7 protein-coding genes and 1 pseudogene are annotated in these 8,476 nt (G+C 67.4%); 3 read left to right on the top strand and 5 right to left on the bottom strand.

What is annotated here, in order from left to right; genetic code table 11:
* Window positions 1–428, top strand: a 428-nt coding sequence (locus ACWDNY_RS30805; RefSeq protein WP_451649103.1) for an acyl carrier protein, incomplete at its 5' end; no start/stop codon positions are given.
* Window positions 429–534: 106 nt separating this feature from the next.
* Here the strand turns inward: ACWDNY_RS30805 and ACWDNY_RS30800 are convergent.
* From ACWDNY_RS30800 to ACWDNY_RS30790, 3 genes are all read right to left on the bottom strand, one after another.
* Complete coding sequence (locus ACWDNY_RS30800) at window positions 535–1,353, bottom strand: Rossmann-like domain-containing protein (RefSeq protein ID WP_451649102.1); 819 nt, start codon at window positions 1,351–1,353, stop codon at window positions 535–537.
* A gap of 31 nt (window positions 1,354–1,384) precedes the next feature.
* Window positions 1,385–3,127: a B12-binding domain-containing radical SAM protein gene (locus ACWDNY_RS30795; protein ID WP_451649101.1), complete on the bottom strand. Its 1,743-nt coding sequence runs from the start codon at window positions 3,125–3,127 to the stop codon at window positions 1,385–1,387.
* Between the two features lie 428 nt (window positions 3,128–3,555).
* Complete coding sequence (locus ACWDNY_RS30790) at window positions 3,556–4,419, bottom strand: helix-turn-helix transcriptional regulator (RefSeq protein ID WP_451649100.1); 864 nt, start codon at window positions 4,417–4,419, stop codon at window positions 3,556–3,558.
* A gap of 382 nt (window positions 4,420–4,801) precedes the next feature.
* On the opposite strand from ACWDNY_RS30790, the gene ACWDNY_RS30785 reads away from it, so the two are divergent.
* Together ACWDNY_RS30785 and ACWDNY_RS30780 are read left to right on the top strand one after the other, a co-directional pair.
* The gene (locus tag ACWDNY_RS30785) at window positions 4,802–6,190 is read left to right on the top strand and encodes an MFS transporter (RefSeq protein WP_451649099.1); all 1,389 of its coding nucleotides are present in this window, start codon (window positions 4,802–4,804) and stop codon (window positions 6,188–6,190) included.
* 12 nt (window positions 6,191–6,202) lie between these two features.
* Complete coding sequence (locus ACWDNY_RS30780; RefSeq protein WP_451649098.1) at window positions 6,203–7,240, top strand: ketoacyl-ACP synthase III family protein; 1,038 nt, start codon at window positions 6,203–6,205, stop codon at window positions 7,238–7,240.
* A gap of 9 nt (window positions 7,241–7,249) precedes the next feature.
* Here ACWDNY_RS30780 and ACWDNY_RS30775 read toward each other — a convergent pair whose 3' ends face one another.
* Window positions 7,250–7,954: an MBL fold metallo-hydrolase gene (locus tag ACWDNY_RS30775; protein WP_451649097.1), complete on the bottom strand. Its 705-nt coding sequence runs from the start codon at window positions 7,952–7,954 to the stop codon at window positions 7,250–7,252.
* 225 nt (window positions 7,955–8,179) lie between these two features.
* Window positions 8,180–8,407 (bottom strand): annotated as a pseudogene (locus ACWDNY_RS30770) (L-serine ammonia-lyase, iron-sulfur-dependent, subunit alpha); the annotation flags it as partial.
* Between the last annotated feature and the right edge of the window lie 69 nt (window positions 8,408–8,476).

Genomic DNA, 8,476 nt, shown 5'->3' with positions numbered 1-8,476 from the left:
CGTTGGCGGTCGAGGATCCGGTGGTTGTCGCCGCCCGTTTCGATCCGGCCGCGCTGCGCACAGCCGCCGCCGAGGGCCACCTGCCGTCGGTCCTCAACGGCCTGGTCGAGCAGGTGAACGGACGGTCGGAGCCGGCGGTGCCCGTCAGTCTGAAGGCGCGGCTCGCGGGGCTGGCCGAGCCGGAGCGGGCCCGGATGGTGCTGGAAACCGTCCGGGGCGAGGTGGCCGCAGTGCTCGGACACGACTCGGTGACCGAGGTCGACGTGGAGGCCGAGTTGATGGACCTCGGCTTCGACTCGCTCACCGCCGTCGAGCTGCGCAACCGTCTCAATGCACTCACGGGCCTGCGGCTGAGCAGCACGCTCGTCTTCGACTACCCGACCACCCTGGAACTCGCCGAGTACCTGCACACGGAACTCATGCCGTAAGGACTGCAGCGAGAGCGTCGCCCGCATGGCTGCACCTACGCCGATGGCCGCACCCCCTTCGAGGGGTGCGGCCATCGGCGTGCGAGTCGCGCGAGGGCGTGGGCGCTCAGCGCTCCCGTCGGTACACCTCCAGCAGCGACGGCCCCTGGAAGAGGTACTGCGGCTGAGGCTCCGAGACCACCGCGTCGATCCCGAACGTATGCACGTACTCCTGCGCGAAGTGGCACCCGGAGACGGCGAAGACGACCAGGCGGGTGTCGTTCTCGCGGGCCGCGGTCACCAACGACTCCAGGGTGTTGCTGGCGAGGGTCTCGCCGCAGACCAGGGCCACGTCGGCGTCGGCGACCAGCTCCGCGCTGTGGTCGCCGTGGTGGACCGGCACGCCCAGGATGCCGTGTTCGATCAGCTCCTGGTCGAAGTCGCTGGCGGCCAGCGTGACGTTCTCCTGCTGGAGCAGGTGGACCAGGTTGCCCATGACGCCGATCTGCGCGATGCGCTTGCCGCTGCCGGTGCGGCGCAGCTGGCGCAGGGTCTCCTCGACGATGACCTCGGCCCGGGCCAGAGCCTTGTCGGAGGGGCGTCCGTCGATGACGAGCCTGCGCTGCGGGTCGTGCGGGAGTGCGCCGAAGGCCGCGTCCAGGATGGCGATGCTCTCCTCGTCAGTGCGGCCGACGGTCTCCCGGGCGTCACCGCCGATCAGCGCGTCGCCGTCCGCGTTCACGGAGACGGTGCCGAAGTCGGCGTAGCAACAGCCCTGCCGAACCGTCTGTGCCAGGACGAAGCTGTAGACCATGAACCGCTCGTAGGCGGTGGGCTGGGAGCGGTAGTCCACGCCCCACAGGGCGCGTAGACGGAAGTCGTCGTCGGGTACGTCGTGGCTGCGCTCGGCCACAATCGTCCGCAAGGTGTCGATGATGCTGTGCACGGTTGGGCTCCACGGCGGTGAGGGGACGGGATCAGACGGTGTTGCGCTGCTCCGGGGCTGCGGAGTTGCGGACGGTGCCCCAGCGTTTCGCCGTCGACTCGTGGATGAACCAGATGTCGTCCTCGGTCAGGCGCTGGGAGACCACTCCGGGGAAGGCCTCCTCGAAGTAGACGTACGGTGGCCGGTTCTCCACCTGTGGGGAGTGATAGTCGAGTTGGTCGGCCATGCCGTGGGCGCGGGTGATCGCGGTCGCCGGGTGGTAGGTGAGGATGTTCGGGCTGGCGAGCCTCAGCAGGCCGTCGTCGATGAGGAGTCCGACTTCCTGGACGGTCTCCTCGATGGTCTCCCTGGTCTCCCCTTCGAGGCCGAACAGCACCGAGCTGCCCGCGGGTATGCCGGCCTCGCGGATCAGTTCCAGGGCCCGGCGAACCTTCGCCTTCCACGGTCTGCCCGCGACGCGGCGCACGTTCTTGTGCACGTGCTGCATGACCTCGGCGGCCATGCTCTCGATGCCCATGTAGATGTATGTGCAGCCGGCCTCACGCATGGCGGCGAGCACCTGGCGGACATCGTCCTCCTTGTGCAGGGCGGTCATGAGATCCACGGTGACCTGGGCGCCGAACTGCAGTCCGCGCAGCCGCTGCCAGTCGTCGTCCTCGGTGATCCACTTGCGGCAGGCGGGAGGCAGGTCGTCGGGACTCTGGGCCTGGCGTACGGCGCTGAGTTGGTCGCAGAAAGCCCGGATGACGGGGAACGTCCCGGACCAGAAGATCGAGTCGTCGAAGAAGACCGCCTCGGCGCCGTAGCTGACGTACTCGCAGATCCGCTCGACGGCGACAGCAGCCGGATCGCGGACGAACCTTTTCAGGCCGCCGACCACGGTGGCCGCCTCGGAGCAGAAGTCGCAGTGGTACGGGCAGGCGTTCGAAACCGTCAGGTGGGCAGTGCGGGCAGGGGAGCCGTCGGCGAGCGGGAAGACGGGGAAGCGGGAGCGGATCGCGAAGCCCTGGTAGGGAGAGGGGAGGTCGGCAAGGTCGAAGGCCGGGCCCCGGGCTGGGAAGGCGTGCACGGCGTCTTCTGTGATCCCGCAGATCAGGGAGGAGCCTGGGATGCGCTCCCCGGCCTCGCCGAGCAGGCGGAGGACGTCGACGACGTCGGCGGGGTGGGCTCGAGTGCGGTCCAGGTCCATGGCGAGGGACACCGCCCGCAGCAGCAGGTCGAGGGCGTAATAGCCCTCCCCGGCAAGGAGGAAGTCGACCACGGGGCCGACCCGCCGGTCATCGATCGCCCGTAACGGACTGCTGTACTCCACGACGAGTTTTCCGGCGCCGGGCAGGTACCGCATGGTCTCGTCGATGTGCCGGCCGCCGAAGATCACGAGACAGTGGGGCAATTCCTCCTTGGTGACTCGTGCCATCTCCAAGGCGTAGCGATTACCTGGCGAGACGGTGCTGACGAGCAGGACTCTGGGGCGGCGGCGGCGCAGTTCCGCGCGGAAGTCCGCCTCCGAGCGTTCGTCCCAGACCCGGGGATCGAAAACGGTGTGGTCGACGACGCTGTCGGCCGCGTTCCATTCCCGGAGTGAATGGTCGGCGGCGAGCCTGTCCCGGCGGCTGGGCACGGCGCCCCAGTCGGGACACAAGTCGCTGAACGGTGAACCGGACCCCGCACCTCGGCGGGCCGAGCGCAGCGCGTGGTCGACCGCGACCGACAGCGCGGCGTACAGGCACATGGGGTCACCGGGGTAGGTGATCTCGCCTTCGGTCGACGTCATGACCGGGGCGAGTACCGCGAGGACGGGATAGCGTCGGGCGTCCCAAGAAAGAGGGTCACTTCCGGTACATTCGGCCAGTTCCGTCAGGCGGGACTTCCGTAGCCGATCGAGACGTACGCGTTGATCGGGTGACACGTCATTTTCCGCTAGCAGACAGGTGTGTATGACAGTTCGGCGTGTCAACAAGAGAATTCCTCCAGACCAGCCTGTGGCGCCTCGGACACGCGTCGCCGAGGATTCAGCCCAATGAAATGCGAGCAAAATCGTCGACAGAGCTGGAATTCCGCCCGGCCGACGATTTTCACTCGTCGTTAATGGAAACTCGGCTCGCCCGACCAGACTTGCTCAGGTGGAGGCGGCTATCCAGAAAGTAATCAGCCTGGTACTTCTCGCGCCATGCTGACGCAGTCGTGGATTGCTCGGGAGTCTCAGGGAGGGCTGACGCTGCGTAGCCTGGGCGGCATGAGAGGTGTCCGGAAATGTTCCTTGTGCGGGGTGCCGACCGGCAGGTGGATGACGAGTTTCAGCGGCTCGGATGCGGCCTGGTGCCTGAGATTGATCCTGCGCATGGTCACAGTGCCGTGAAGTGGATGGCGCACCGTGCACTGGCTCACCCCCTGGCTGCCCACCGCGTGCTCGTCCCAGTAGCGGCGGAAGTGGGGGCTGGCCTCGGTGAGGTCCTGCACCAACGAGGTGACCCGGGCGGTGTCCCGGCATTCGAGGGCATCGACGCGGAAACAGGCGACCAGTGCTCTGGCCTGCTCCTGCCAGTCCACGAAGCGCTCCCGCGCGCACTTCGAGGTGAACATCCACACCAGCAGGTTGGGTCGGGGTGCGGAAGGCGTGGCGAAGTCCCCGAACCAGTCGATTGTCTCGTTGTTCCAGGACATCAGATCGCCGGCCTGCGAACACAGGTACGCGGGGAGCGGGGCGAGCGACTCGACGACCTGGGTGAGGTTCTCCATGACGGCCGAACGGTGGCTGGGCTGCGCCGTCTGCGGTGGTGCGGGATACGACAGGGTGTAGAGGTATAAGCGCTCGTATTCCGAAAGCGCCAGTATGTCGGCCAGGCTGTCCAGCACCTCGTGCGAGGGGGAGATGTCCCTTGCTTGCTCCAGGTACGTGTACCAGGTGGGACTCACACCGGCCAGCACAGCGACCTCTTCCCGGCGTAGCCCTGGAGTGCGCCTGCGCGGGCCCTTCGGCAGGCCGACCGCCTCCGGCTTCATCGACTCGCGACGGGTACGCAGAAAATGGGCACGTTCCCGTCGACGAAACTCGGAATCAGACATCCTCGCCCCCGTAATGTCCAAAAGTGACAACAGAAGGTAACTCGCTGCTGCCGAAGTCTGCAAGGGAGTTCGATCCGGCGCGGCTTCGAGGAAGTGGGTGAATTTTCAACCGAAGAGGATGTGGTGGTGGCTGTAAAGATTTCGCCAGGGCTTGGATCTGGCCAGCGGCGCGTTGATCCGGCCATGTCCGTGCCCATGGAAACTTCCGACATGGGCACTAATGCCCATGAGTCGTCGTGGTACGCGGACTACCAGGCTCATGGCTGCCTGGATATCCCGCCCGCCCGGTTCTACAGTGTCGACGCGCCTGTCACGCGCGCCCATGGCCCTACGGCGAACGGACACGGAATCCTTGTCTCCCACAACAGTCAAGCCCAGGACGGTGCACACGGGTGCGGCACTTGGCATCCTGTCATTGGCCGCCTTCATGGCCAGCCTGGACCTGTTCATCGTCAATGTGGCGTTCACCAGGATCAGCGTGGCCTTCGACCACGCACCGCTGTCCCAAGTGTCCTGGGTGCTCAACGGTTACGCGATCATCTTCGCGGCGCTCCTGGTGCCCCTGGGCCGGCTGGTCGACCGGCACGACCGCAAGGCGGGTTTCCTCACCGGCGTCGCCCTCTTCACCGGTGCGTCCGTGGGATGCGCGGTGTCGGCCTCGCTGTGGATGCTGATCGTCTTCCGGCTTCTGCAGGCGGCCGGTGCGGCGATGCTCACCCCGGCAAGTCTCGGACTGCTGCTGTCGGTCTTCCCGCCCGAACGGCGCGCGGGCGCCGTCCGTACCTGGGCCTCCACCGGTGCTTTGGCCGCGGCCGTGGGGCCGGTCGCCGGAGGCCTCCTGACGACCGTCTCCTGGCGCTGGGTGTTCCTGGTAAACCTTCCTGTCGGCGCCCTGCTCGTCGCCGTGTCCGCAAAGGTGTTGCCCGCTTCGCGCAGCGAACGAGGTGAGCGGATGCCCGACATCGTCGGCACCGTATTGCTCACCGCCGGCATCGGCCTGGTGGCCCTGGGCATGGTTCAGGTCAACACCTGGCCCACGCTGCGCTCCACTGTGGTGCTCATCGCGGGCGCCTTGGCCTGCGGCGCCTTCTGGCTGCGTTCGCTGCGCCACGAGAACCCGCTCGTGGAACCGGCGTTGATGCGGGTCCGCAGTTTCGCCTGGGCCAATTTGACCGCTCTGGTGTTCAGCGTCGCCTTCGCCGCGAACCTGCTGGCGGCCATTTTGTGGATGCAGCAGGTGTGGCACTACTCGGCCCTGCGCACCGGTCTGGCGCTCGTTCCCGGCCCCCTGGTCGTCCCCTTCGCCACCGCGGTCGGCGGAAGGCTCGCCAAGCGTGTGCCGCCGAGTCGGCTAGCGGCCATCGGGTGCGTCATCCTCGCGGCGAGTGTGCTCAGCCAGGGCCTGCTGTTGGACCGGACACCCGGCTACGCGACGGAATTGCTGCCGGGGTGGTTCATCGGCGGCATCGGCGTGGGTCTCGCCCTGCCGTTCATGATCGGTCTGGCCACCGCCACCCTGCCCCCGCCGCGGTTCGCCACCGGAAGCGCCATCGTCAACATGAGCCGTCAGGTCGGCGCGGTGCTCGGCGTCAGCCTCTTCGTCGCACTCATGGGCGCTCCTGCCACCTACGACGACACACACACCGCCTTCATGAAGGTCTGGTACGCGATCGTGCTCTGCATGGGCGTAAGCGCGGTCACCGCACTCGGTATGGCGCCTCCCCGTCCGGCCCCTGCCGAACAGTCCGCAGCCCCAGTACGAGCAGAGTAGGAGCCGTTGACGATGCGTTGGAGCGATGTCTACGTCGACGCGGCCGCGGTCTGGGCCGGCCGACGTGAGGACGTCCGGCTTGCGGTGGCCGAGGGCCGTTACTCCGCCGATGAGTGCGAGGCCGACGACTACGCGAGCGTCAGCGTGGTCGACGACATGGGCCATCCGGACATGGCTGTGGAGGCGGCGCGGATCGCACTGAGCCGCACCGGGGCGCCCTACGAGCACTTCGATCTCGTCGCCCATGTCACGAGCGTCGGCTACCAGGGACTCGACCACTGGACACCCGCCTCGTACATCCAGGCCCGAACCGTCGGAGGCCGAGGGTCGGCGGTCCAGCTTCAGCAGGCGTCCAACGGAGCCATCGCGGCGATCGACCTCGCCGCCGCTCATCTGGCGGTCCGTCCGGCACCGTGTGCCGCCCTGATCACCACCTGCGACAAGTACCAGCCACCCATGTTCGACCGCTACCGATCGGACAAAGGGCTGCCGCGCGGCGACGGCGCCACCGCACTCGTCCTCACGCGGGGCTCCGGTGTGGCGAGGCTGCTGTCCACGTCCGTCGTCTCCGACACCACGCACGAGGGCGCCTACCGCGGCACGCGGCCCTGGGCCATGGCGGCGGGCGGGCACGGGTGGCCCGTCGACATGCGCGAGCGCCTCAAGCAGTACCTGAGCACCGGCGTGGACGTGGCCGACCTGGCCCGTTCCTTGCGCAACGGGCAGCAGGAGGCCATGGACCGGGCTTTGGCAGACGCGGACGTGGAGACCAGGGACGTCGCCCGGTTCGTGTACGCCCACGCTGGGCGCGCGGTGGTCGACTGGGACCTCATCGAAAAGGTCTCCGGTATCAGCGTCACCCAGACAACCTGGGACTACGGGCGTGAACTCGGCCACCTGGGCGCGGGCGACCAGATCGCGGGACTCGGTCACCTTCTCGAATCGAAGGCTGTCGGACCGGGGGACAAGGTGGTGCTGTCCGGCGTCGGTGCCGGGTTCGTCTTCGGGTGCGCCGTACTGGAGATCGTAGCCCAGCCGGACTGGTCCTGACGGGCCGTCTCAGTCGGCGCAGGAGTCCGCGGCCCTGCGCAGGGCCGCCGACGCGCCCCCGACGACGGGCTCCCCGTGGCCGAAGCAGGCCGTGTCCACATCGAGCCCGGCGAGTCTGTGAAGTGACGCGATCGCGCGGTCGCGGTCCGTGTTGAAGACGCCCACCATCGTCCGCCCGCCCTCATTGGCCACAGCATCTCCGGTGAACAGCACGCCGGGCTTCGGCAGGTACAGCGCGATGCTGCCATCGGTGTGCCCGGGAACGTCGATCACATGGGCCCCGCCGCCGAAGTCCAGCACATCGCCCTCCTCGAGCACCCGATCCACTCGTGCCGGCGGGGCAGACGGGAGCGGGGGCTTGGTCTCGTACAGCGTCCGCTCCCATTCGGGTGCTCCCTCGAACACGGGCTCTGCCGCGATCCTCTCCCCACGGATCACTGGAACGTCGAGGCGGTGCGCTGTCACCGTCACGCCACCCCATGCCTCGATCTCAGCTGCCGCTCCAGCGTGATCATCATGAGCGTGCGTCAGCACCACGTGGTTCACGTCTTCAGGTGACAACCCCAAGCATTTGATCGACCTTGCGATCAGCTCCCCCGAGCCGGCTGTACCGGTGTCGATCAGTGTGAGTGAGTCGGTCTCCTGCCACAGATAAGCGTTCACGGACTCGAAGCAGATCTGGTACAGCTGGGGCGAGAGTCCAATGGTGCGCATACCTCCTGTATAGCCTCACAATCGGCGCGAGTATCGGTTTGTCGCCCAGACCGGTACGTGTCGCACGCGTCGGGAATGAAATCCCGCAGACCGGGAAAGGTCAGCCTCGATTCGTCAGCCGTCCTGGGTGCCTGAGCCGGGTGCTGATTCGCCCCGTTCGTTCCGCGTGGGCGAGGGTGATCAGCCGGCACTCCACCACGAAAGCGCTGGTCAGAATCCATTTCCCTAGCACTCGATGATGTTGACCGCCAGCCCGCCCCGGGCCGTCTCCTTGTACTTGACCGACATGTCGGCGCCCGTGTCCTTCATGGTCTTGATGACCTTGTCGAGGGAGACCTTGTGCGAGCCGTCGCCGCGCAGCGCCATGCGGGCGGCCGTGACCGCCTTCACCGCGGCCATCCCGTTGCGCTCGATGCACGGGATCTGGACCAGCCCGCCGACCGGGTCGCAGCTCCTGCGGCGCGCCGTAGGGGTTGTTCGGGTCACCGAAACTCATGGTGGTCCTTCCTCCGTTCTGTGCGG

The sequence above is a fragment of the Streptomyces sp. NPDC003697 genome, assembly GCF_053587115.1.
Note: the sequence above shows the minus strand (reverse complement) of the source record. Positions and strands in the feature narration are given on the sequence as shown.

Excerpts from the sequence above, each read along its gene's own strand:
- ACWDNY_RS30795 (WP_451649101.1), bottom strand. The coding sequence starts at position 3,127 with ATGACGTCGACCGAAGGCGAGATCACCTACCCCGGTGACCCCATGTGC.
- ACWDNY_RS30790 (WP_451649100.1), bottom strand. The coding sequence starts at position 4,419 with ATGTCTGATTCCGAGTTTCGTCGACGGGAACGTGCCCATTTTCTGCGT.
- ACWDNY_RS30780 (WP_451649098.1), top strand. The coding sequence starts at position 6,203 with ATGCGTTGGAGCGATGTCTACGTCGACGCGGCCGCGGTCTGGGCCGGC.
- ACWDNY_RS30775 (WP_451649097.1), bottom strand. The coding sequence starts at position 7,954 with ATGCGCACCATTGGACTCTCGCCCCAGCTGTACCAGATCTGCTTCGAG.